This is a genomic window from Streptomyces fumanus (assembly GCF_014655295.1).
In the GTDB taxonomy this organism is placed as follows: domain Bacteria; phylum Actinomycetota; class Actinomycetes; order Streptomycetales; family Streptomycetaceae; genus Streptomyces; species Streptomyces fumanus.
The window spans coordinates 421491-443245 of the sequence record NZ_BNBI01000008.1 but is presented as its reverse complement, the minus strand read 5'-3'; the positions used below and the strand labels follow the sequence as shown (position 1 = coordinate 443245).

General features: G+C 73.8%; 16 protein-coding genes. 12 read left to right on the top strand and 4 right to left on the bottom strand.

Annotated features, from left to right (window positions below):
- Window positions 1-216: 216 nt before the first annotated feature.
- The 7 genes from IE316_RS19930 to IE316_RS19900 all read left to right on the top strand — a co-directional run bounded on the left by IE316_RS19930 (window position 217) and on the right by IE316_RS19900 (window position 6868).
- Window positions 217-1053, top strand: a complete 837-nt coding sequence (locus IE316_RS19930) for an alpha/beta fold hydrolase (protein WP_106411677.1) — start codon at window positions 217-219, stop codon at window positions 1051-1053.
- A 327-nt stretch (window positions 1054-1380) separates the two neighbouring features.
- Window positions 1381-1860 (top strand): SsgA family sporulation/cell division regulator, encoded by a 480-nt coding sequence (locus IE316_RS19925; RefSeq protein WP_190205767.1) that lies wholly within the window; start codon window positions 1381-1383, stop codon window positions 1858-1860.
- 258 nt (window positions 1861-2118) lie between these two features.
- A complete protein-coding gene (locus IE316_RS19920) occupies window positions 2119-2397 on the top strand; it encodes a hypothetical protein (protein WP_190205766.1) in 279 nt (92 codons plus the stop codon).
- An 80-nt stretch (window positions 2398-2477) separates the two neighbouring features.
- Window positions 2478-3089 carry a cysteine hydrolase family protein gene (locus IE316_RS19915; RefSeq protein ID WP_190205765.1) on the top strand — a complete coding sequence of 204 codons (612 nt, stop codon included), beginning with the start codon at window positions 2478-2480 and terminating at the stop codon, window positions 3087-3089.
- Between the two features lie 86 nt (window positions 3090-3175).
- A complete protein-coding gene (locus IE316_RS19910; RefSeq protein WP_190205764.1) occupies window positions 3176-4861 on the top strand; it encodes an FAD-dependent oxidoreductase in 1686 nt (561 codons plus the stop codon).
- 234 nt (window positions 4862-5095) lie between these two features.
- Window positions 5096-5860: an MBL fold metallo-hydrolase gene (locus tag IE316_RS19905; protein WP_190205763.1), complete on the top strand. Its 765-nt coding sequence runs from the start codon at window positions 5096-5098 to the stop codon at window positions 5858-5860.
- 171 nt (window positions 5861-6031) lie between these two features.
- Complete coding sequence (locus tag IE316_RS19900) at window positions 6032-6868, top strand: alpha/beta fold hydrolase (protein WP_190205762.1); 837 nt, start codon at window positions 6032-6034, stop codon at window positions 6866-6868.
- Window positions 6869-6901: 33 nt separating this feature from the next.
- Here IE316_RS19900 and IE316_RS19895 read toward each other — a convergent pair whose 3' ends face one another.
- Window positions 6902-7258: a winged helix-turn-helix transcriptional regulator gene (locus IE316_RS19895; protein WP_190205761.1), complete on the bottom strand. Its 357-nt coding sequence runs from the start codon at window positions 7256-7258 to the stop codon at window positions 6902-6904.
- Window positions 7259-7397: 139 nt separating this feature from the next.
- Here IE316_RS19895 and IE316_RS19890 point away from each other — a divergent pair, with 139 nt between their 5' ends.
- Window positions 7398-8429, top strand: coding sequence for a zinc-binding alcohol dehydrogenase family protein (locus IE316_RS19890; RefSeq protein ID WP_190205760.1), 1032 nt, complete (start codon window positions 7398-7400; stop codon window positions 8427-8429).
- A 225-nt stretch (window positions 8430-8654) separates the two neighbouring features.
- On the top strand, window positions 8655-9506 hold the full coding sequence (locus tag IE316_RS19885) for an MBL fold metallo-hydrolase (protein WP_190205759.1): 852 nt from the start codon (window positions 8655-8657) through the stop codon (window positions 9504-9506).
- 14 nt (window positions 9507-9520) lie between these two features.
- On the opposite strand, the gene IE316_RS19880 is transcribed toward IE316_RS19885, so the two are convergent.
- Window positions 9521-12310 carry an ATP-binding protein gene (locus IE316_RS19880; RefSeq protein WP_190205758.1) on the bottom strand — a complete coding sequence of 930 codons (2790 nt, stop codon included), beginning with the start codon at window positions 12308-12310 and terminating at the stop codon, window positions 9521-9523.
- A gap of 458 nt (window positions 12311-12768) precedes the next feature.
- On the opposite strand from IE316_RS19880, the gene IE316_RS19875 reads away from it, so the two are divergent.
- Window positions 12769-15678: an AfsR/SARP family transcriptional regulator gene (locus tag IE316_RS19875; protein ID WP_229910471.1), complete on the top strand. Its 2910-nt coding sequence runs from the start codon at window positions 12769-12771 to the stop codon at window positions 15676-15678.
- A 70-nt stretch (window positions 15679-15748) separates the two neighbouring features.
- On the opposite strand, the gene IE316_RS19870 is transcribed toward IE316_RS19875, so the two are convergent.
- Window positions 15749-17170, bottom strand: a complete 1422-nt coding sequence (locus IE316_RS19870) for a sugar porter family MFS transporter (protein ID WP_190205757.1) — start codon at window positions 17168-17170, stop codon at window positions 15749-15751.
- A gap of 287 nt (window positions 17171-17457) precedes the next feature.
- Here IE316_RS19870 and IE316_RS19865 point away from each other — a divergent pair, with 287 nt between their 5' ends.
- The gene (locus tag IE316_RS19865) at window positions 17458-17922 is read left to right on the top strand and encodes an SsgA family sporulation/cell division regulator (RefSeq protein WP_190205756.1); all 465 of its coding nucleotides are present in this window, start codon (window positions 17458-17460) and stop codon (window positions 17920-17922) included.
- Window positions 17923-18411: 489 nt separating this feature from the next.
- Complete coding sequence (locus tag IE316_RS19860) at window positions 18412-18975, top strand: GNAT family N-acetyltransferase (protein WP_190205755.1); 564 nt, start codon at window positions 18412-18414, stop codon at window positions 18973-18975.
- A gap of 17 nt (window positions 18976-18992) precedes the next feature.
- Here the strand turns inward: IE316_RS19860 and IE316_RS19855 are convergent, their stop codons facing one another.
- Window positions 18993-21752: a helix-turn-helix transcriptional regulator gene (locus tag IE316_RS19855; RefSeq protein ID WP_190205754.1), complete on the bottom strand. Its 2760-nt coding sequence runs from the start codon at window positions 21750-21752 to the stop codon at window positions 18993-18995.
- Window positions 21753-21755 lie beyond the last annotated feature (3 nt).

The window sequence follows — 21755 nt, the reverse complement described above, 5'->3', positions numbered from 1 at the left end:
CCGGAGCCCGAGATACATGTTCTACGGGGACCGCCAAAGTGAAACACATGTGCCCCACCGGGTGTGCTCCTGGCCCCCGGCCCTGACCGTCCCTCATGAGTCACGCCGCCCCGGCCCGTAAGTCGTTAGACGGATTCCCGCGCCGCCGAGCCCCGTGAAGCTGGACCCGTACTCGGCGCCGCACCCGCGGCCCGCCCACCGTGGAGGGAAAGAACCATGCCGTTCATCACCGTCGGCCAGGAGAACACCACCGACATCGAGCTGTACTACGAGGACCACGGCACCGGCCGTCCGGTCGTCCTGATCCACGGCTACCCGCTGGACGGACACTCCTGGGAGAAGCAGACCGCCGCGCTGCTGGACGCCGGTTACCGGGTCATCACCTACGACCGCCGCGGTTTCGGCCGCTCCTCGCAGCCCACCACCGGCTACGACTACGACACCTTCGCCGCCGACCTCAACACCGTCCTGGAGACCCTCGACCTCCAGGGTGTCACCCTCGTCGGCTTCTCCATGGGCACCGGCGAGGTCGGCCGCTACCTCGGCACCTACGGCTCCGCCCGTGTCGCCAAGGCGGCGTTCCTCGCCTCCCTGGAGCCCTTCCTGCTGAAGACCGACGACAACCCCGACGGCGCCGCCGACCAGGCGTTCTTCCAGGACATCTCCGACACGGTCAAGAACGACCGCTACGCCTACTACACCGCCTTCTACCGGGACTTCTACAACCTGGACGACAACCTCGGCACCCGGATCGGCGAGGAGGCCGTCCGCAACAGTTGGAACACGGCCGCCGCCGGTGGCTCCTACGCCGCCTCCGCCGCGCCCCTGACCTGGCCGACCGACTTCCGTGCCGACATTCCCAAGATCGACGTGCCGGCCCTGATCCTGCACGGCACCGCCGACAACATCCTGCCCATCGACTCGACCGCCCGCCCCTTCCACAAGGCCCTCCCGCACGCCGACTACGTCGAGATCGACGGCGCCCCGCACGGCCTGCTGTGGACCCACGCCGCCGAGGTCAACGAGGCGCTCCTCGCCTTCCTCGCCAAGTGATCCGGCGCCGGCGGCCTTCCCGGGAGGGGAACGCCGCCGGCCGCGCACCGCGAGAGCCCCCCGGGACACCTGCCCGGGGGGCTCTCGCGGTGGGTGGCCGCTGGGGGGGGGCGGGCCGGCGCGTCGGGTACGCCGCCGATGGCCAGGATCAGCCCCTCGCCCACCAGGCCGGCCCGGCCTCCGCATGCGTCACGGGACCGGTGTTCGCACCGATTCATCCGCAGTCGTTCTACCGATGCGCGGCCGGGTGGGGGCTGCCCAGGATGGAGGACGTGAATACGCGCACCTGACCGAAAAGCGCGCACCCGACGGGAGAGAGAGCACCCGATGAGCGACAGAAGTGCCTTCGCCGGCCCCGGGACCCGGGACGGCCGTGTTCCGCCGGTCCTCGTCACGACGGTCCGGCGGCTGTTCGCCCCCACGGGTCCCGACACGTTGCGCTGCCGCCTGCGCTACACCCTGGACGATCCCTACGCCGTCGCCCTGGACCTCTTCGTGGACCCGGCGACCGACCTGCGCGTGACCTGGGTCGTCTCCCGCGAACTGCTGGACCGGGGAACGCGGGGCGCCAGCGGGGTCGGCGACTTCCGGGTCCGGCCGGTCGGCGACCGGTACGGGACGGCCGGTGCCCTCCGTCTCACCCTTCTGCGTCCCGAGGGCCGGGTGTGCCTGGAGACCGGGCTGAACGGTGTACGGCGGTGGCTGGACGCCACGTACGCCCTGGTACCGGCCGGCCACGAGAGCCGGCTGCTCGACTGGGACGCCCTGGAAGCCGCTCTGCTGGGACGCGGCGGACGTCCCGCCTGACCAGTTGCTGCTGCCGGGGGAAGCAGGCGGCCTGGGCGTTCCGTGGACGTGTGCCCAGGCCGTGTCCATCGTCGCCGATTCACACGTGTGTGCATAGAGGGGTTTGAGACATGTGCCCGTGCCAGGGGCACGGGTTTCGTCCGGTACGTCGGTCGATCGACCGAAGCGCGGTGATCCGCCCCCGGGTTCACTCGGTCCCGGATCACCGACGCGTCCGCCCCGGGTACGGGGCGGCCGACAGCCAGACGGGAGCCTTCCGTGCCCGCCCCCTCCGCCTTCTCCGCGCCGCCGCCCGACGGCCCCGGCCGCCGTGCCGTCCCGCGCCGCTTCTCCACCGCCCGGCGGCAGCTCGCCGCCCTCGGCGGCATCACCCTGCTCGCGGTCCTCGCGGCCACGGCCAACGCCACGGCCCCGGCCGCTCCGACGGCTCCCCCGGCACCGCACCGGGCCCGCCTCCAGGTGTCGCGTGGTGCGGAGACGTACGGCGTGGCACCGGTCGGCAGTCAAACAACCGATGCCGCTCCCGCCGCCCGCTGACACGGTGGCGGCGGCAGGCCCCCCCCCCGGGGCCGCCCGTCCGCACCGCGGCGGTGCGGAAGAACGAAAGGAACAACCACATGACCAGTACGTCCGCCCCGACCGGTCTCGTCCTGATCGACACCGTCAACGAGGTCTTCGCCGAGGGAGGCAAGGGCTACCCGGGCTTCAAGGCGGAGTTCGACCGCATCGGCACCCTGGACAACCTCAGGCGGCTGCTGGCCGGTTTCCGGAACAAGGGCTACCCCGCCTTCTTCTCGCCGATGTCCTACACCGACGAGGAGTACGACGACTGGAAGCACCGCTCCGGCATCCACCGCATGATGTTCGACAACCGCATGTTCGAGGCGGGTAGCTGGGGAGCCGAGTTCCACCCCGATCTCCGGCCCGGCCCCGGTGACGTGACGATCGCCCCGCACAAGAACCTCGACGTCTTCGCCACCACCGACCTCGACATCCAGCTCAAGCGCCGCGGCATCGAGCACATCGCCGTGGCGGGCATGATCGGGACGATGTGTGTGGAGTCCACCGCCCGCAGCGCCATGGAGCGGGGCTACCGGGTGACCCTCGTGAAGGACGCCACCGCGCCCGACGGCGGCGCCGACTCCTACGAGCAGATGGTGAACCGTTACGCGCTCATCGCCCACGACGTGCTCACCACCGAGGAACTGCTGTCCCGCGCCGGTTTCTGAGGCACGGACGCGTCCGTCCCCCGGCCGGCCCCCCTTCCCCGACAGCACGAGCAAGGCGCGCGACGCGCGTCGAAGGGATCACCTCCATGGCGACCTCCTTTCCCGAGATCGGCGACCGACCCGAGGACCTCGTCGGCCTGGCCTCGGTCCGGCTGACCGACGAGCAGCTCGCCCGGGCGGTCCGGTACGCGGAGCCGGAGGAGGTCGCCGGCGGACAGGTGCTGTTCGATGTCGGCGACGACTGCGGCGACCTCCTCCTGTGCGGCAGCGCCCGGCTGGAGGCGGTGCGGCCGTCCCCGGCGCCGGGCCGGGACGAGGTCCTGCTGCGGTACGGGCCCGGCCAGTTCGTCGGTGAGCTCGGGCTGCTCACGGGGCAGCGCCGGCACCTGCGGGTACGGGTGCGCAGGCCGGGCACCGTGCACCGGGTGGGCGCCGGGTCGTTCCGGCTGCTGATGGCGCGGGAGACCGAGCTGTCGGACCTGTTCCTGCGCTCCTTCCTGGCCCGGCGGCGGCTGCTGCGGCAGGCGACCGCCCAGACGCTGCGGATGGTGGGCGACCCGGAATCGGCCGAGGGCCTGCGGCTGCGCACCTTCCTGGCCCGCCAAGGGGTCGCCCACTCCTGGGTGCCGGACGGCTCAGCGGAGGGGACGGCCCTGCTCGGGGCCGCCGGACTGACCGCGGCCGACCTGCCGGTCGCCTCGATCGGGGCCGAGGTGCTGACGGGCGTCACCCCCGGCGCGCTCAGCGAGCGGCTGAACCTCTCCTTCCGCGACACCGGCAGCGGTACGGCCGACCTGACCGTGGTGGGCGCGGGGCCCGCCGGGCTGGCGGCCGCCGTGCACGGGGCCTCCGAGGGGCTGGAGACGGTACTGCTCGACGCGGTGGCCACCGGCGGCCAGGCCGCCACCAGCGCGCGCATCGAGAACTACCTCGGCTTCCCGTTCGGGCTGAGCGGCGCGGACCTCACCGCGCGCGCCGCCGTGCAGGCCCTGAAGTTCGGCGCCAGGATCGCCAGTCCGTGCACCGTCGTCGCGCTGGAGCCGGGCACCGGTGAGCACCTGGTCACCCTCTCCGACGGGGCACGGATCCGGACCCGGGCCGTGGTCCTCGCCACCGGCGCCGCCTACCGCGCCCTGCCGGTCGACCGGTGGAGCGAGCTGACCGGGCGCGGCATCCACTACTCGGCCACGGACATGGAGGCGCAGACGGTGGCCGGAGCCCCGGTAGCCGTCGTCGGCGGGGCGAACTCGGCGGGGCAGGCGGCGCTGCACCTCGCGCGCCACGCGCGGAAGGTCACCCTGGTGGTGCGCGGTGCCGGCCTGGGGACCCGTATGTCCGCCTACCTGGTGGACCGCATCCTCGGAGACCCGCGCATCACGGTCCTGACGGACACCCAGGTCTCGGCGCTGCACGGTGCCGAGCGGCTGGAGGCGGTGACGCTGGCCCGGCACGGCGGCCCGGTGCGCCGGATCTCCTGCGCCGGACTGTTCTGCTTCATCGGCGCGACCCCGGCCACCGACTGGCTGACCGGGGTCGCGCTGGACGACAACGGGTTCGTCCGCACCGACCTCGCGCTGTCGGACACGGACCTGGGGCCCCGCTGGCGGGACGCGGGGCGCGCGCCGCTGCCCTACGAGACGAGCGTGCCGGGTGTGTTCGCCGCGGGGGACGTGCGGACCGCGTCGCTGAAGCGGGTGGCCGCCGCCGCCGGCGACGGTGCGAGCGCCGTCCGGTCGGTGCACCAGTACCTGGCCCTGTCCGCCCGGACCTGACCGGTCACCGGCGCGCCGCCCCGGAGCGCCCGTGTGCCGGTGGGCCCCACACGGATACGTGTGTCACTTCGACCTCTGCACCGGGAGTAGGGCAAGCTCCCGGCCTTCGATACCTTCGCAGATACATATGCCGATACATAGGCGCCGTACGCACACGTGCCGGCTTTCCGGACGGCGTGTCCGCCGGCCTCGGCCGTGCGGTGTGCGTGCGGTGCGCCGACAGGAGGAGGGCTCATGCCCGACGTCCCGCTCAGTGAGAGCATCGTCCGCGTCGACGACCGGGTGTTCCTGGTCTCGGGGAGCAACACCAACTGGGTGATCGTCAAGGAGGGCGACGCGGCCCTTCTCATCGACACCGGTTACCCCGGTGACCACGACCGGGTCGTCGCCTCGCTCGGTGCCGTGGGTGTCCGGCCGGGCGGTCTTGCCGCGATCCTCGTCACCCACGCGCACAACGACCACATCGGCGCGGCCGAGCGGCTGCGCACCGCGCACGGCGTTCCGGTCCTCATGCACGAGCGTGAGGTGCCGCACGCGCGGCGCGAGTTCCTGCACCAGGTGTCGGTCGGCGCGGTGCTCGCCAACGCCTGGCGCCCCGGCGTGGTGCCGTGGGCGGTGCACGCCGTCCGCTCGGGGGGCACGGCGCACGTGCCCGTGGCCGAGCCCCAGGCGTTCGGTACGACGGGCGCCCTCGACCTGCCCGGCGCGCCGGTGCCCGTGCACACGCCGGGGCACACCGGCGGCCACTGCGCGTACCACCTCCCCTCGCTGGGCGTCGTGGTCAGCGGGGACGCGCTGGTCACGGCCCATCCGACGTCCCGGAAGACCGGTCCGCAGATGCTGCCCGGCATGTTCCACGCCGATGTGCCCACCGCCCTCGACGCCCTGTCGGCGCTGGAGACGCTGGACGCCGACACCGTCCTGCCCGGCCACGGGCCCCTGCACCGGGGCTCCGTCCACGACGCGGTCGCACGGGCCCGGGAGCGGGCCGCGTGGTAGGGACGCCCCCGCCCCCGCCTCAAGGCGCCGCCCACTAACCGTCCACAAGGCGGCTCCAAGCTGGTGGCACGTCCGGCGGGAGGGCGTTTCCCGCCCGGCCCGGTCGTCCGCCGGCGCACCGTGACCGCCCGGCCGCACGGCCGGGCACCATCCGAACCGACAGGAGATCCCATGTCCGCCTACCTGGCCGACCAGGCCGAGACCCAGTACGTGACGGGGCCGCGCGGCGAACGCTTCGCCTACCGACGCTTCGGACGGGCCGGCACCCGGCCGCTGGTCCTGCACATGCGTCTGCGCGGGACGATCGACCACTGGGACCCGGCGCTGCTGGACCTGCTCGCGGCCGAGCGGGAGGTCGTCGTCTTCGACAACCGCGGCACCAGCTTCTCCACCGGTGAGCCGCCGTCCACGATGGAGGGCCTGGTCGACGGCTCCCTGGCCTTCATCGGCGCCCTGGGGCTGACGGACATCGACGTCCTGGGCTGGTCGATGGGCGGCATCGTCGCCCAGGGCGTGGCCCTGACCGCCCCCGGTCTGGTGAACCGGCTGGTGGTGGCCGGCAGTTCGCCCGGCGGTGTGCCCGACCTGCCCGCGCCGCCGGCGCGCGTCGCGCAGATCACCGGCAAGGGGGCCAACGACGACGAGGATTTCCTCTACCTGTTCTACCCGGAGACGGAGAAGGCGCGGGCGGCCGGGCTGGCCTCGCTGCGCCGCCTGGACCGGCGGCTGAGGGAGTCGAAGGCCGCGGTGGGTCCCGAGGCGTTCCGCGGCCAGATCGCGGCCATCGGCGGTTTCCGCGGGTACTGGGACCGGCAGGCCGAGCTGACCCTTCCGGTGCTGGTCGCCAACGGCGCCCACGACGTGATGATCCACGCCTACGCCACGTACGCGATGTCCCAGCGGCTGCCGGACGCCAAGGTCGTCCTCTACAGCGACGCCGGGCACGGCTTCCTCTTCCAGCACGCCGAGGACTTCGCCCGCGAGGTCAACGGGTTCCTGGGCCGGTGACCGGCGCCGGACACCGGGGGTCGCGGGTGTCCGTCAGGCGATCTCGTCCATGTGGTCCTCCACCCAGTCGCGCAACTGCGCCAGGGGCTGCGCCACGCTGTGCCCGAGCGCGGTCAGTTCGTACTCGACGTGCAGCGGCACCGCGGGGTAGACCGTCCGCTCCACGAAGCCCCGCTCCTCCAGGCGGCGCAGCGTGGCGGTGAGCACCTTGGGGCTCACCCCTTCGAGCCGCTTCTGCAGGGCCCCGAAGCGCTGCGGTCCCTCCTCCATGGCGCCGATGGCCAGCGCCGACCACTTGTTGGCCAGGAGGTCGAGCACCTCGCGGCACGGGCACTGGGCGGCGTACACGTCGTGATGGTCGTGCCGCTGGGACTCGCAGAGCGTCACCATGGGGTCTCCCTTTCCTGAATCACCTGTCCCACCAGCTTACTTCCCCTGGGGAAGTAGTCTCCCTTGCAGGTTACTACCTCCTCAGAGCTACGTTACGGGCACGGCGGAAGCCCGCCGTGCCATACCAGGAGGAACAATCATGAACCAGCTCCCCGAGACCATGCCGGCCGTCGCCTACCGCAAGAGCCTGCCGGTGGACGACGCGGAGAGTCTCCTCGACACGACCCTGCCGGTGCCGCAGCCAGGGCCGCGCGACCTGCTCGTGCGGGTCGAGGCCGTCGCGGTCAACCCGGTCGACTACAAGATCCGGCAGAGCAACGACCCGGGCGGTGAGCCCAAGGTCCTCGGCTGGGACGCGGCGGGCACGGTCGTCGCCGTCGGCGCCGAGGTCGAGTCGTTCCAGGTCGGCGACGAGGTGTTCTACGCCGGTGCCCTCGACCGGCCCGGCGCCAACTCCCTGTACCACGCGGTGGACGAGCGCATCGTCGGGCACAAGCCCGCCTCGCTCTCCTTCGCGGAGGCCGCCGCCCTGCCGCTGACCTCGCTGACCGCCTGGGAGGGCCTGTTCGAGCACCTCGGGCTGCACACCGACGCCCTGAAGCAGTCGGGCACCCTGCTGGTCACCGCCGCCGCGGGCGGTGTCGGCGCCATGGTCTCCCAACTGGCCCGCGCCCTGACCAGCCTGACGGTGATCGGCACCGCCTCCCGCCCCGAGACCGTCGAGTTCGCCCGGCGGATGGGCGCCGCGCACATCGTCGACCACCGCCGGCCCCTCGCCCCGCAGGTGCGCGAAGTGGCCCCGGACGGCGTGGACTTCGTCTTCGGCACCACCGGCACGGAGCAGAACCTGGCCGCCTACGCCGACATCGTCAGGCCCTTCGGCCGGATCGTGGCCATCGACGACTTCGGCTCGGTCGAGATCGGCCTGCTGAAGTCGAAGAGCATCTCCTTCCACTGGGAGTTCATGTTCACCCGCTCGCTGCACCGCACCGCCGACCAGGCCGAGCAGGGCCGCATCCTGGACCAGATCGCCCGGCTGGTGGACGCCGGCATCCTCACCACCACGGCCACCACCGACCTCGGGAAGATCACCGCGGCGAACCTGCGGGAGGCGCACCGCGTCCTGGAGTCCGGCAAGGCCATCGGCAAGATCACGATGACCGGCTTCTGACGGTCCCGGGGCCGTCCTGGGCACCACGGGGAGGGCGCGGACGCGACACTCCACAGTCCTTCCACTTCCGGTGCCTAGGGTGGCCGAGGCGGCGCACCCGCGCCGTATCCCCCCGGCCGCCGCCCCGTGCGCGGCCGTCGGGGCCGACCCGGTCACCGCACCGTCCGCCGTCGGCGGACCGGCACCCGCGGCCACGCCGGTCCGCCGACGAACGGAGCCCACGCCATGCTGGCCATCGACGTCTTCACCAGTGACTACAAGCCCATCGCCGCCACGGCACCGGGCTGGGACAGCGGCGTGGGAGCGACCTGGCCGGCCAGTACGGCGACGCTCGTCCACGGCCGGCGGGAGGCCGTGCTCGTCGACGCGCTCATCACCGTCGCCGAGGCACACCGCCTGGCCGACTTCGTCCGCGCCACCGGCAAGGTCCTCACGACCGTCTACGTCACCCACGGCCACGCCGACCACTTCCTCGGCCTGCCGGTCGTGCTGGACGCCTTCCCCGAGGCCGTCGCGGTGGCGCTGCCCGAGGTCGTGCCGCACGCCGAGGCGCAGCTCACCGGGCCGGTCCTGGCGTACTGGGAGTCACTGTTCCCCGGGGCCCTGCCGGCCGCGCCCGTGGCACCCCGGGCGCTGACGGGGGACGTCATCGAGCTGGAAGGACACGAGCTGAGGCCGGTACGGGTCGGGCAGAGCGACACCGACCCGTCGACCGTCCTGCACGTCCCGGACCTCGACGCCGTGGTGGGCGGCGACGTCGCCTACAACGGCATCCACATGTGGCTGGCGCAGACAGACAGCCGAGCGCGCGAGCGCTGGCTCGGGGCCCTGGACACGCTGGAGGCGCTCCGGCCGGCCCGGCTGGTCGCCGGCCACCAGCCCCCCGGCGCCGACGACCGGGACGCCGCCGCCGTCATCGCCGCCTCCCGCCGCTACCTGACCGACTTCGAGGCGGCGGTGGAGGCCGGCGCCGATGCCCGCGACGTGGTCCGGGCGATGAACCGGGCGCACGGAGACCGCGGCAACCCCTACACCCTGTACGTCTCCGCAGCCGCCCAGTTCCCGCCGGGGGACTGACCTCCGCGGCGTCCTCAGGGCGTCCCCGTGTCACCGAGCGCGTCGCGCAGTTGCGCCCGGTTGGTGATGCCCAGCTTCGGATACGTCTGGTACAGGTGGAAACCGATGGTGCGGGCGGAGAGCAGCAGCCGCTCCCCTATCTGCCGGTTGGTCAGCCCCGTGGCCGCCAGCCGGGCGATCTGCAACTGCTGGGGCGTGAGCCGGTCGATTCCCCGCGAGGCACCGTCGCCCCCGCGCACGGCGACACCGCAGGCCCGCAGTTCGGCGGCGGTCCGCTCCTCCCACGGCCGCGCGTTCAGCGCTTCGAAGACGGTGAGTGCCCGGGACAGCTCCGTGCGCGCCTCCCCCGTACGCCGTCTGCGCCGCAGCCACTGCCCGTACTCGAGCTGGACGACCGCCCGCTCGAAGGGCCACTGTTCCGTGGCGGAATCGCCGAGCGCGGCCCCGAACAGCTCCGCCGCCCGGTCGTCCTCGGCGAGGACGGCCTCGGCCCGGCGGGTGAGCAGCAGCAGCCGCGGGGACATCCGCCCGTCCAGCCGCCGCCGCGCCGCGGCCAGCACCTTTGCCGCGTCCTGCCGCTTGCCGACCCGCACGGCGGCTGCGGCGAGATCACCGAGCGCGTAGTAGGACGCGTGGTAGTGCACGGGGCTCGGCTCGGGTCCGACGGTGAACAGTCCGCGCAGCAGTTCGTACTCCAGTGGGTGGTTGCCCTCGACGCCGGCCACGAGCGCGCGGACCCAGCGGGCGCGGACCCAGAGGGCGCGGCCCTGGGCCGGGTCCACCCCGGCCACGGCCCGGTCGATCATCTCCCTGGCCTCGCCGGCCCGGCCGCGCAGCGCCAGCAGGGCCGAGGTGACGTACATCGCGGCGCGGCCCGCCATGTCGAGGCCGTTCTCGGCGGCGACCCGCCGGGCGTCCTCGGCGCAGGACCAGGCGGCCTCCCAGGCACCGGCCTCGAACTGGGCCAGGGCGAGCGCCTGCCCGAGGGTGGCGTTGGACCCGGCCGTGGTCACGGCGTTGAGCCGTTCCATCGCCTCGCCGAGCAGCCGGACCGCGACGGTGGTCTCGTCCAGGACCCACGCACCGGCGCCCAGCACGGTCAGTTGCTCGGCGTTCCGCTCCGGCCGCGCCAGACAGTCCCGGAGGAACGCGAGCAGCCCCTCGCGGTCCCCGTGAGGGTCGCAGCAGGCGCGGGTCCAGAGCTGGTCGTGGTCGTTGCCCACGTCGACGGGGATGCGCGCCAGGAGCCCGAGCATGCGCTGCCGGTAGGTGTCGTCACCGGTGTTGTAGGCGATGATGGCGGCGTGCCCGAGGGCGACCAGCGCCGCGTCCGGCGCCCGGTCCACCGTCTCGTCCGCCAGGGGCAGCAGGTGGGACAGCGCGGCCTTCTGCCGGGTGGTGGCGGCGAGCGCCCAGCCCGTCCACAGGGTGGCCGACCTGAGCATCGCCCGGTCGTCGGTGGCCGCCGCGACCCCGCCCGCCAGCTTCTCCACCCACAGGGGCTCACCCGCGTTCATCGCCAGGTCGCAGGCGTCCAGCAGCCGCCGGGCCCGTGCCTGACCGTCCGGGCTCAGTTCCGCGGCCCGCTCCAGGGCCGCGGCGGCCACCCGGTAGCCGCCGCGTCGCCGTGCGCGCCCCGCCGTCCGCACCAGCGCCGCCGCGATGTCCTCGTCCGGGACCAGGGTGGCGGCCGCCCGGTGCCATGCCTGCCGGTCGGGGTCGTCGCTCAGCAGGCCGGCGAGTGCGAGGTGCGCCTGCCGGCGCTCCTCGAAGGGGGCCGAGCCGTAGACGGCCGACCGCACCAGCGGGTGCCGGAAGACGACCCGGCCGCTCTCCACCCGCACCAGGCCGGCCTGCTCCGCCACCGACCACGCGTCCGGCCCCCCGGAGGCGGAGGCGGCCAGGAGCGCGGCCGGCATGTCCGGGGCGTCCGCGGCGGCCGCGTACAGCAGGATCCGGCGGGTCAGCGGCGGCAGCCCCGCCAGCCGCTCGGCGAACACGCCCTCCAGGCGTTCGGTGAGCGGCAGGGCGCCGACCGGTCCGACGGGCCGGGCCGCCGGGTCCCCGGCGCCGGCCCGGGCCAGTTCCACCAGCGCCAGCGGATTGCCGTCGGCCTGCCGCAGGACGCGCTCGCGCAGCGGGCCGCGCGGGGCGTGCGGCTGGGCGTCGAGCAGCCGCTCGGCCGCCCGGTCGTCCAGTGGCCGTACCGGCAGGCGCACGAAGTCGGTCCCGAACTGCCGGGGCACGGTGTCGCCCCGTACGCCCGACAGCAGGGTCACCGGCTCACCGGTCACCCGGCGCGCGACGAAGGCCAGCGCGTCCAGGGAGCAGGCGTCGATCCACTGCGCGTCGTCGGCGACGAGGAGCACCGGCCGGCGGGCGGCGGCGTCGGACAGCAGGGTGAGCGCGGCGAGGTTGATCAGGAGCCGCTCGGGCCGGTCGTCGGCCGCCGGCGGCGCGTTCTCGGCGCGTCCGAAGGCGCCCAGCAGCGCACGGCGCTGGGCGTCCGGCAGACCGGCCGCCTCCGGCAGCAGGGGGGCCAGCATCTGGTGCAGCGCGGCGAAGGCGAGTTCCCGCTCGCCTTCGTGCCCGGTGCACCGCAGTACGCGCCTGCCGTGCGCCGCGGCCTCCTGGGCCGCCGCGTCGAGGAGGGTGCTCTTGCCGGTCCCGGCCTCCCCCAGGAGGACCAGGGACGGGGGCCCTTCCCGCCGGGGGGTGAGGACGAAGTCGCGCAGACGGGACAGTTCGGCGTCGCGGCCGAAGATCTCCGTCGTCGGCGGGGCCTGCTCGCCGCCGGTCACCATGGCTCCTTCCCGCCGCGTCCCAAAGGACTCGAAGATCGTTGGGGGCGCGACACTATCAAGCGGTTTTCTGCGGTTCGCCACCGCTCGCACTCTTCGGCGCTTACGCGGGGAACGTCCCTCCCCGCCTCTGGCGACCGGAGGCGCGGGGCCGGGACGCGGCCGGACGACCAGTGGGCCTCCCGGGCCGACGGCAGACCAGTCAGGTTACTTATACGGCCGCTGCCCGACCGACCTATATTCGCGCTTGAGGCCGGGGAAGCCGTACGCCCGCCGAGCGCGGACGACGGGGTCCGCGGCAGTGGCGGACCATTTGACACCCGTCAAACTGACCGGCCATATTCGCACTGTCACACTCGCGTTCACAGCACTGCCCGGCACGGCCGTCTCCGCCCGGTCGAACAGCGACTGTGCACCAGCCGACGTCCGAGGGGAGACCACCGTTGCCCAGGCCCCGATCCGTGACGGGCGATCCGGCTCCCGCTCCGGTGTCCTCCACCGCGCCCGCCGGCCCGGCACCGCGGGACCGGACGGCGGTCCGCTTCTCGGTCCTCGGCCCGGTCCGGGTCTGGCGCGGCGACGACGAACTGCCGGTCCGGCCGAAGCAGCAACGGCTCGTCCTGGCGGCGCTGCTCGCGCGCGGGGGCCGGCCGGTCCCCCTGGCCGAGTTCATCGAGCTGCTGTGGCAGGACCGGCCGCCGGCCAGTGCCGCGAACTCGGTGCACCGGTACATCGGCGCCCTGCGCCGGCTGCTGGAACCGGATCTTCCCGCCAGGTCGGCGGGGCGGTGGCTCACCCGGCAGGCCGGCGGCTACCGCCTCCGGGTCGACGCGGACAGCCTCGACCTGCTGCGGTTCAGGGACCTGGCCGACCGGGCCCGCGAGGCAGGCAGGGCCGGCGAACCGGCCGCGGCCGTGGACCTCTACGTCACCGCCCTCGGGCTGTGGCAGGACCGCTGCGCCGCGGGTCTCGAACCCGTCGGCCGGAGCCATCCCACGTTCGTGATGCTGGAGCACGAGTACGTGTCCGTGGTCTGCGAGGCGGCCGAGACGGCCGTCCGCTGCGGGCGCGCGCCGGCCGTCCTGACCCCGCTGCGCCAAGCCGTGGAGCGCCATCCGCTGGACGAGGCCCTGGTCTCCCACCTGCTGCTCGCCCTCGCCGACGACGGAAAGCAGGCCGAGGCCGTCTCCCTCTACCAGGACGTCCGCCACCGCCTGGCGGAGGAACTGGGGGTCGACCCCGGCCGCGAACTGTCCGCGGCGTACGAACACCTCCTGCGGGGGCGGGCGGCCACGGCGGCCGGGGCGGGCGGTCACGCCGACGGCACGGGCCGGGACGACCGGCCGGCCCAACGGCCCGCCGCCGCTCCCCTGACGCCCTCGCAGCTCCCGGCCGACCTGGCCTGCTTCACCGGCCGCCGGGAGGCGGTGCGGCAGGCGGTCGCACTGGCGGGAGAGCGCGGCGGTGCCCTGCGCGTCCTCGCCATCGACGGCATCCCCGGCGTCGGCAAGACCGCTCTGGCCGTGCACGTGGCGCACCGCGCCGTGCCCGACTTCCCCGACGGACAGCTCTACGTCGACCTGCGCGGCTTCACCCCCAACGGCGATCCGGCCGACCCCCACGAGGTCCTCGCCGGGTTCCTGGGGGCCTTCGACGTCCCCCGGCAGCGGATGCCGGACACCCTGGACGCGCGCGCCGCGCTGTACCGCAGCGTCCTGGCCGGCCGCCGGGTGCTGGTGGTCCTGGACAACGCCTGGAGCGCCGAGCAGATCGCACCGCTGCTGCCCGGCACGCCGGAGTGCATGGTCATCGTGACCAGCCGGGCCCGGCTGACCGGGCTGGCCGCCTCGCACGGCGCCCGGCTGACGACGCTGGAGGCGCTCTCCGCCGACGAGGCCGCGGCGGCCTTCGTCGAACGTGTCAAGGGGCTCAGGACGGACCTGGACGACACCTCCGTGCGGCGGATCGTCGACCGCTGCGGCAGGCTGCCCCTGGCCGTGGCCATCGTCGCCGCCCGCGCCGCGTCGTACCCGGAGCACCCGCTGCCGCGGATCGCGGCGGAACTGGCCCGCGCGGGCCGGAGCCTGGAGGGCTTCAGCGACGACCACCTCGACAACGACGTGCGCGCCGTCTTCTCGTGGTCCTACCGCACGCTGTCCGAACCGGCCGCCCGCCTCTTCCGGCTCCTGCCGCTGCACCCGGGCGACGACGCGAGCGTGAGCGCCCTGGCGAGCCTCGCGGGCACCACCCTGCCGGACACCGCCGCGGCCGTCGGCGAGCTGGTACGCGCCCGGCTGCTGACGGTGCTGCGACGCGACCGGTACCGGTTCCACGACCTGATCCTCGCCTACGCGAGCGAGCTGGGCGGCTCCGGCGGCGCGGCGCGCGCGGCCGCGCTGTCGCGGCTGCACGACCACTACCGGCAGACGGTGAGCGCGGCCAACCGGCTGCTGCGGTCCAGGGTGTACGAACCCGAGCCGCCCCCACCGCTGGACGGCGTCCAGGTCGAGTCCTTGTCCGACGAGGCCGCCGCCATGGCCTGGTTCGGCGCCGAGCGGCCGGTCCTCAACACCCTCGTGCAGGAGATGGCGGCACGCGGTGACGCCCGTGCCGCGTGGGAGACGGCCGTGTCGATGCAGCTCTTCCAGCAGCGGCTCGGCCTGTGGCAGGAATGGGCGGCCGGCATGGGCGGCGCCCTGGTGGCGGCCCGGCGGGCCGGGGACACCGAGGGGATCGCGCGGACGTGCCGGGGGCTGGCGGGCGCCCTGCTCTTCCGGGGCGACACCGACGCCGCGCTGCCCCTCCTGCACGAGGCGGAACGCGCGTTCGCGGGCCTCGGCATGACCCTCGAACTCGTGCACACCCTCCGCAACATCGGCTCCGTGTACATCGCCCGGGGCAGCTCCGGGCGGGCCCTCGCACACCTGGACCGGGCCCTGCGCCTGCTGCGCGTCCATCGCCATCCGTACCTGGAGGCGACCACCCTGGTCTGGGCGGGTGAGGCGCACCTGGACCTGGGGAACACCAACCGGGCTCTGGAGCTGGCCGAGGAATCGCTCGGCATCTCCCGGCGCTTACGCCTGGTCGACGCAGAGGGGCCCGCCCTGGGCGTGGTGAGCAAGGTGCACCAGCGGCGCGGGGACCTCGGGGCGGCGATCGCGGCCCGGCTGCGCGCCATCGAGCTCGCCCGTCGCCAGGGCCATGTGAGCGGAGCGGCGGAGGACCTGCTGCTCCTCGGGGAGCTGCATCTGGAAGCCGGCGCCCCCGAGGCGGCACGCCGCGCGTGGCACGAGGTGCTGGAGCTGACGGACGATCCGGACGCGCCGGTCGCCGTCACGGCCCGGGAACGGCTGGCCCGGACACCGCGTTGACGGAGACCGCGGCCCCGTCCCGGGCCGGTCCGCACGGGGGATATGAAGCACGGACCGGCCGGGGCCCGCCTCAGCCGCCGCCCAGCCTGGTGCCCTTGGTCTCGGTGACCGCGAAGGCCACGAAGAAGGCCGAGAGCAGGGCGAAGACAGCGTAGATCACGTACCCGGCCGACAGGTTCCACTCGGAGAGCGCCGGGAACGACTCGCTCACCGCCCAGTTGGCGATCCAGTTGAAGGCCGTGGCCACCGAGATCGCCGCCGCGCGGATGCGCAGCGGGAACATCTCGCCCACCATGACCCACAGCACCACGCCCCAGGACGCCGCGAAGAAGAACACGAAGGTGTGCGCGGCGACGAGCGCGACGCCCGCCTGGAGGTCCGGAAGAGCGATGTCGTCACCGCTGCCGGTGGTGCCGGAGAAGGCCCACGCCGCGAACGCCAGGGAGACGGCCATGCCCAGGGAGCCGGCCAGGGCCAGCGGCCGGCGGCCGACCCGGTCGATGAGCAGCATGGCGACGACCGTGCCCACGATGTTGATGACGGACGTGGACAGGCTGATCAGCAGCGACCCGGACTGGTCGATGCCGACGGACTGCCACAGCACGGACGAGTAGTAGAAGATCACGTTGATGCCGACCATCTGCTGGAAGACCGCCAGGCCGATGCCGGCCCACACCACCGGCAGCAGCCCGGCGCGTCCGCCGAACAGGTCACGGACACGGGGCTGGTAAGTGTCACGCAGCGAACGGGCGATCTCCGCCAGCCGGGCGTCCGCGTCGGTGTCCGGGCCCTCGATGTCCCGCACCGCCCGTGCGGCCTGCGCGAGCCGGCCCCGGGCCACCAGGTGGTGCGGGGACTCGGGGATGCGGGTGGACAGGACGAAGTACAGGACCGCGGGGACGAAGGCCGCGAGCAGCATCCACTGCCAGGCGTCGAGGGGGCCGAGCGCGCCCTCGCTGCGCCCGTCGGCGCCCTGGGCGATGGCCCAGTTGACGAGCTGGGAGGCGGTGATGCCGAGGACGATGGCGGCCTGCTGGAAGGAGGCGAGCCGGCCCCGGTACTCCGGTGGCGCGACCTCCGCGATGTAGGTGGGCCCGATCAGGGAGGCCAGGCCGATGGCGATGCCGCCGACGAAACGCCAGGCGCCCAGGTCCCAGGCGGAGAACGGCAGGGCTGAGCCGACGGCGGACACGGCGAAGAGGACGGCGGCCACCCGCATGACACGGAGCCGTCCGACGCGCTCGGCGAGCCGGCCCGCGACGGCCGCGCCCAGTGCCGAGCCGAGGAGGGCCACGGCGACGATGGTGCCGGTCCGTCCCGCGCCCACACCGAAGTGGTGCTGGATGCCGGTGACCGCGCCGTTGATGACGGCACTGTCGTAACCGAACAGGAAGCCGCCGAGGGCGGCCACGGCGGCGATGAACGTGACGCGGCCCAGCCTCGCGGTGGGCGGTGCCGCGACCGCGAGCGGCGGTGGAGGGGAGGAGACCATGGGTGACGAGCCTTTCGCTCAGGAGGCGGGGAGCCGGCGTCGGCGGTGGGACGCGCACGGCGTCCGGGCTGCCAGCCTGCGCGACCCGCGGTTCGCCGTGATCCGTCACATGACTGCGAAGCGACCGCCGCGCCCTGCCGGGGCACATGCCCCGGTACGTACCGCCCCGGGGCGGCGCTGCACACATGTGCCGCAAGCCCGGATGGGCAGTCGTTCAACCGATGCGCCCCCGGTCTGCACACCGGAGGATGACGTCCGTCATCAGCACACCGAAGGGCGGAGACCGCATGGGCACACAGGAGTCGGGGAACGAGCGCGGAAGGACCGCCGGCGGCTTCCGCCCCGTGCACCGCATGCGGGTACGCCGCCTGTTCACGAGCAGCGGGCCGGCCTGGCAGACCTGTTCCCTGCGCTACGACCCGGACGCCCCGTACTCCGTGCTGGTCGCCCTGCACCAACTGTGGCGGGCACCGGTCCGGTGGGAACTCTCACGGGACCTGCTGGCGCAGGCCGCCCACGGTCCCAGAGGGGCGGGGACCTACCGGATCTGGCCGTCGCGGCGCTCCTTCGCGTCCTCGCGGCCCAGGCTGTACTTCAGTTTCCAGACCCCCGCGGAGCGCGTCACCTTCGAGGCGGACCGGGCCGAGGTGCTGGACTGGCTGGACGGAACGTTCGCACGGGTGCCCAGGGGCACCGAGTCGGACCGGCTGGACTGGGACGGGCTGGAGGGGAAGCTGCTGGGCCGGCTGTGAGCGGGGCGGCCCGCCGAACCCACATGTGCGGGTTCCTCGGAAACATGCCACGTATCACCGGCGTGTCAGTCGTACGACCGATGGCAGGTGTGTGCCGGTCGCCTAAGGTGCGATCGTCCGGAAACGGCACCTGCAGCGGTGCCCCCGGTCACGCGATCACTCGGCCATGTCGACAACGCGGTGATGGGCAGATGAACACGGACTCGGCGCAGCCCCCCGAGGGGCCGGCGCACCCTCGACCTGGCGACGCGTCGCCGTCGTGTTCGCCGACGCGGCCGGAGACCGGACCTGCGCCCGGTCGGCGAGGCCACCGGTGACCCGGGCCGGCCGGTCCTGCTCGTGGCGGGCTCCATCGACGGGGACACGCTCTGGCGAGCGCTCTCCCTCGGCGTCACCGGAGCGCTGCGGGCCCGGCTCCACCCCGCCCGACCGGTGCGGCCGCCCCTTCCCCCTAGCGACTGGAGCACCGACGTGTCCCCCTCCGCCCCCGTGACCTGTCAGGTACCGTCCGGCCGGGTCTTCACCTTCTCGACCCACCGCGGTTCCGTCACCACCCGCCCGGCCGCGATCACCGACCACGAGGCCGTCGGTGCCATGCACACGCGCTCCAGTCTGGAGTCCCGCTACAACCGTTACCAGAGCGCCCGCGGTGGCCCCAGCCGACGTGAGTGGTCCGCCCTGATCCGCCCCGGCACCGGGGAGAGCTACGTCTCCCGGCCGGACACCGAGCCGCTGCGCGTCGTCTCGGTCTGCCACCTGCTGCACACGCCCACCGAGGGCGTCGGCGAACTCGGCATCCTCGTGGAGGACGCCTGGCAGGACCTCGGTCTGGGGACGGCCTTGGTACGGCACGTGCTGAACCGGTCCCGGTGCCTGGGCCTGCACACGGTGCTGGTGATGACCGGCTGGTCCAACCACCGCATGCGGGCCATCTGCCGCACACTCGGTTCCCGCACCCTGCGCGTCGACGGGGACATTCTCGAACTGGCCCTGCCGGCGGCCCCGTCGGCGACGGGTCCGTGTACGCGCGGACACGGCCGCCGGGCCCGGTGAGCCGCCCCGCCCCGGTGTCAGCGGCTGCGCTGCGGTGTCCCCCACGGCGTGCCGCAGGACTCGTCGTAGGCGTCCAGGGCGTCCCGGAGCGCGGCGCGCGAGGTGACGCCCAGCTTGGGGAAGACCCGGTAGAGATGCGCGCCGGCGGTGCGCGGCGAGATGTTGAGCTGGCGGCCGATCTCCTTGTTCGACAGCCCGCTGGCGGCGAGTTCGGCGATACGGCGTTCCTGCGCGCTCATCGCGACGCCGTTCCCCGAGTCGGGCACCCCGACGCCCACACCGGCGGCGCGCAGTTCGTTGCGGGCCCGCTGGGCCCACAGCGGTGCCTTCAGCCGCTGCTCGAACAGTTCCATGGCGGTGCTCAAGTGGACCCGGGCGGCCGTGTACTCCCGGCGGCGGCGCAGCCATTCGCCGTACAGCAGGCGCAGCCGGGCGTAGTCGTACGTCCACAGGTCGGCGTCGGGCAGCGCCAGCGCGGCCTCGTAGCGGGCGCCCGCCTCGTCGTCTGGGGCGGCGATGGCGGTGGCCAGGGCGAGGATGACCGCCAGGTGCGGGGAGACGGTGTCCAGTCGGGCCCGCTGTCCCGCCGCCACGTGTGCGCGGGCCTCGGCGGTGCGGCCGGTCCGCATCGCGGACTCGACGAGGTCCACGAACACGCGCTGGTAGTGGGGGAAGTGGGAGGGCAGTTCGCCCGGCGGGGTGACGGCGACCGCCTGCTGGTACGCCTCTTCGAAGTCGCCCCGGCCGATCGCGGCGCGGGCCCGGGTCTCCGGTACGGCCGCCAGCAGGAGCTGCATGCGCCGGGGCTGTGCCCAGGCGATGATGGTGTCGCAGTGCTTGCGCAGCGCCTCCTCGTCGCCGCGCCCGGAGGCGACCATGGCCAGGGCGTAGGTGAGGATGACGTGGATGAGCTGGTAGTCGTGTTCCGTGGCGTCCGCGATGCCCCGGGAGGCGATGGCCTCGGTCTTGTCCCATTCGCCCCGCATGAACGCTTCGTGGGTCCGTGCCACCGGCCCGAAGCGCAGGCTGTCGTACCGGGCGGGCCCGATGCGCTCCCGCCACTGGGCGTCGTAGAAGGTGAAGCAGTCGATGTACATCGCCGTGTAGATGAGCCAGTTGACGCGCCACAGGGAGGTGGTGGGCGACAAGGTGTCGGCCACTCGTTCCAGTCGTGCGCGGACGTCGTGCGCGGTGCGCGCGGGGTCGGCCACGGCGTCGAAGCACATGCGGGCGGCCTCGGACATCCTGTCGCGCACCTCGTACACCCCGGGCCACAACTCCGCCCGGCCGCCCCAGACGGCGGCGTTGAGCAGGACGTAGAAGGCGTCGTCCGACGCCTCCGGGTCCTCGGCGGACTCGCTCGCGGCGGCGGCCCGCATGAAGGGCAGCAGGATGCGGAAGACCGCGTCCACGTCGCCCTCGCGGTGGAACTGCACGTACGCCGCGGTCGTGGCGGCCCGGAACGACTCCGCGCTGTGCGCGGCGGCCAGTTCGTGCGCCGTCTCCAGCAGGCCGCCGATACCGGCGGCGAACGCGGCCTCGTCCACGCGGCGGGACCGTTCCGAGGGGTCCTCGCTCAGTTCGGCCGCCCGGCGGAAGGCCGCGGCGGCCTCCGCCGCGCCGCCGCGGGCCAGGGCCCGCTGGGCGGCCCGGGTCAGCTCCGCGGCGACGGCCTCGTCCGGTGCGTCGGCGGCGTGCGCCAGGTGCCACGCCCGGCGCTCCGGGTCGGTCTTGTGTGCCTCGGCCAGGGCCCGGTGTGCCGCCCGGCGCCGTCCTCCCGGGGACATGTGGACGACGCAGGAACGCGCCAGGGGGTGCCGGAAGGTGATCTGCTCGGCGAGGTGGTCGAGGCGGACCAGCCCGGCACGCACACATGTCTCCAGCATGCCCTCGTCCCACTTCTCACCGGCCTGGGTCGACGCGCCGAAGATGTCCCGCAGGTTGCCCCGGCGCTCTCCCGCGAGGGCGGTCAGGAGCAGTGCGAAACGTGCCTGGGGGGTGAGGGCGCGGATACGGTCGGCGAAGACGCTCTCCAGCCTGCTGCCGAGCGGCAGGGTCACCGGGAGGGACTCCTCGCCGTCCCGCTGCGCCTCGGTGAGCTGGGTCGGCAGTTCCACCAGGGCCAGCGGGTTGCCTTCCGCCTCGTCCAGCAGGCGTCGGCGGGTCGACTCCGCGAGGCCGGGGTGGTTGCTGTCCAGCAGTGCCAGGGCGTCCGCCGCCGGCAGCGGGCCGACGGGCAGGACACGCAGGCCCGTCGCGTCGAAGGCGCCGCCCGATCCGCTGCGGCCGGCCATGACGAAGGCCGCCCGGCAGCCGGTGAGCCTGCGGGTGATGAACGTCAGGACCTCGGCGCTGGAGCGGTCGATCCAGTGCACGTCGTCGACCACCACCGACAGGGGCCGGCGCCGGGCGGCGGCCTGGATCAGCGCGAGGGCGGCCGCCGAGATGGCGAAACGTCCGGGCGCCGCCCCGTCCCGGACGGAGAGCACCTGCTCCAGCACGCCGCGCTGGAAGTCCGGCAGTTCCGTCACGTGCTCGAACAGGGGGTGGAGCAGTTGGTGCAGGGACGAGAACGCCAGTTCCTGCTCGCTCTCGACACCGACCACGTGCAACAGGCGCAGCCCGCGCTCTCTGGCCCTGTCCGCCACGGCTTCCAGCAAGGCACTCTTGCCGACTCCCGGGTCGCCCTGGAGCAGTAGGGCCGCCCCTTCGTTCTCCGTGTCCGCCAGCACCGCTTCCAGCGCGCTGAGTTCGGACGCACGGCCTATCAAAGACACCGT

Excerpts from the sequence above, each read along its gene's own strand:
- IE316_RS19915 (WP_190205765.1), top strand. The coding sequence starts at position 2,478 with ATGACCAGTACGTCCGCCCCGACCGGTCTCGTCCTGATCGACACCGTC.
- IE316_RS19870 (WP_190205757.1), bottom strand. The coding sequence starts at position 17,170 with ATGGTCTCCTCCCCTCCACCGCCGCTCGCGGTCGCGGCACCGCCCACC.
- IE316_RS19885 (WP_190205759.1), top strand. The coding sequence starts at position 8,655 with ATGCTGGCCATCGACGTCTTCACCAGTGACTACAAGCCCATCGCCGCC.
- IE316_RS19910 (WP_190205764.1), top strand. The coding sequence starts at position 3,176 with ATGGCGACCTCCTTTCCCGAGATCGGCGACCGACCCGAGGACCTCGTC.
- IE316_RS19880 (WP_190205758.1), bottom strand. The coding sequence starts at position 12,310 with ATGGTGACCGGCGGCGAGCAGGCCCCGCCGACGACGGAGATCTTCGGC.
- IE316_RS19865 (WP_190205756.1), top strand. The coding sequence starts at position 17,458 with ATGGGCACACAGGAGTCGGGGAACGAGCGCGGAAGGACCGCCGGCGGC.
- IE316_RS19890 (WP_190205760.1), top strand. The coding sequence starts at position 7,398 with ATGAACCAGCTCCCCGAGACCATGCCGGCCGTCGCCTACCGCAAGAGC.
- IE316_RS19895 (WP_190205761.1), bottom strand. The coding sequence starts at position 7,258 with ATGGTGACGCTCTGCGAGTCCCAGCGGCACGACCATCACGACGTGTAC.
- IE316_RS19900 (WP_190205762.1), top strand. The coding sequence starts at position 6,032 with ATGTCCGCCTACCTGGCCGACCAGGCCGAGACCCAGTACGTGACGGGG.
- IE316_RS19925 (WP_190205767.1), top strand. The coding sequence starts at position 1,381 with ATGAGCGACAGAAGTGCCTTCGCCGGCCCCGGGACCCGGGACGGCCGT.
- IE316_RS19930 (WP_106411677.1), top strand. The coding sequence starts at position 217 with ATGCCGTTCATCACCGTCGGCCAGGAGAACACCACCGACATCGAGCTG.
- IE316_RS19905 (WP_190205763.1), top strand. The coding sequence starts at position 5,096 with ATGCCCGACGTCCCGCTCAGTGAGAGCATCGTCCGCGTCGACGACCGG.